General features: G+C 38.9%; 1 protein-coding gene. It reads left to right on the top strand.

What is annotated here, in order from left to right; all coding sequences use genetic code 11:
* Positions 1-590 precede the first annotated feature (590 nt).
* A partial coding sequence (gene pheT / locus H7254_RS11090; RefSeq protein WP_301933027.1) for a phenylalanine--tRNA ligase subunit beta occupies positions 591-1810 on the top strand: 1220 nt, incomplete at its 3' end.

Below are 1810 nucleotides of genomic sequence, written 5' to 3'. Positions count from 1 at the left end.
TTTAATAGCGAGCAGCAGGTACGTACTAAGGATTGGTATCGAAAATTGATCGGGGCGGCTAAGATAAAGTCAAATTTTGTCAAGATTATTCACATATTGCGCTTGCCTCCATTCCAATACTATTTTCCACCTGTATTCCACCGGTAAAAGTAGGTTATCCACAGGTAGTAAACATGCTTATACACAGCCATTTTTCAAATGCAGTCCATTTACGTAACAATTTATTAACATCGAAAAAATAGATAACTTTTATTTCTGCACTCACCTGCATTTTTTTTGGCTTTGTTTTTTCACTAATTGAAGCAGGCATTTTTTATTGGTTATAAATTATTTTTTTTGATATCAGATATTTTCTTTTTTTTGATTTTACCTGGTGTTCTTAGATGGGAGGGTTAAGTAAATATTGTTAAGCTGTTTCAACGGCTTTATAAATTAATATGTTAGTGAAACTCCAACGTAAACAAATCCCTTTAGTAATCGAAACTGCCAATAGTTATCTTTGCTGCATCAGCATTTAAACGCAACTATCAATGACTATTAGTTATAATTGGCTTAGTGAGTATTTACCGGAAAAAATTGAACCGGAAAAATTGAGTAAAATATTAACTTCTATTGGGCTTGAAGTAGAAAGTCTTGAGCAATATGAAGAGTTAAAAGGTGGTTTGCAGGGATTGGTAATTGGTGAGGTAGTGGAATGCGAAAAACATCCGGATTCGGATAAACTTAGTTTAACGAAAGTAAATATTGGAACCGAAGCGCCTTTGCAAATTGTTTGCGGCGCACCCAATGTAGCTGTTGGGCAAAAAGTAGTTGTTGCCATCATTGGAACTACTATTTACCCCACTGTCGGCGAGGCTTTAACAATGAAAAAGGTCAAAATACGGGGTGTTGAAAGTTTCGGGATGATTTGTGCCGAGGATGAAATTGGCCTGAGTGATAACCATGCTGGTATTATGATTTTGCCGGCTGATGTAACGATCGGCATTCCTGCCGCCGATTATTTTCATCCCTATACAGATTTTATTTTTGAGATTGGCCTTACCCCCAACAGGATGGACGCCATGAGTCATTTAGGTGTTGCCAAAGATGTTTGCGCCTACTTATCGCACCACATAAAAAAAGACACTCATGTAAAGTTGCCGTATAAAAATATTCCATCAGCCAATTCAATAAAGGCTGGGGATAAAGGCATTCCTTTTACGGTAACTATCGAAAATGTGGAGGCCTGCCAGCGATATGCAGCCATCAGCATCCAGGGTGTTAAAATTGCAGAAAGCCCCGTTTGGCTTAAACAAAAATTAAAAAGTATCGGCTTGCGCCCCATCAATAATATTGTAGATATTACCAATTTTATTTTACACGAAACAGGTCAGCCTTTGCATGCTTTTGATGCTGATAGAGTATCGGGCAGAAAAATCATTGTAAAAAACTTACCTGAAGGGGAGCCCTTTATTACGCTGGATGAGAAGGAAAGAAAACTGGCTGCAACAGATTTAATGATTTGCGATGAAGCAGCTCCCATGTGCATTGCAGGTGTTTATGGCGGATTGCATAGCGGCGTTAAAAACGATACGGTTAATATTTTTTTAGAAAGTGCCTGGTTTAATCCCAGCGCTATCCGCAAAACATCCTTCCGCCATGGTTTGCGTACAGATGCCGCTACCCGTTTTGAAAAAGGCGTAGATATCAGTAGCACCGTATTGGTATTAAAAAGAGCTGCTGCAATGATTAAGGAAATTGCAGGAGGGATCATCGCTTCGGATGTGATTGATGTGTACCCTGCGCCAAAAGATAAAACAGAAGTAGCGCT

Origin of the sequence: Ferruginibacter sp. (assembly GCF_014377975.1) — a bacterium.
In the GTDB taxonomy this organism is placed as follows: domain Bacteria; phylum Bacteroidota; class Bacteroidia; order Chitinophagales; family Chitinophagaceae; genus Ferruginibacter.
This window is presented reverse-complemented; position numbering and strand designations above follow the sequence as displayed.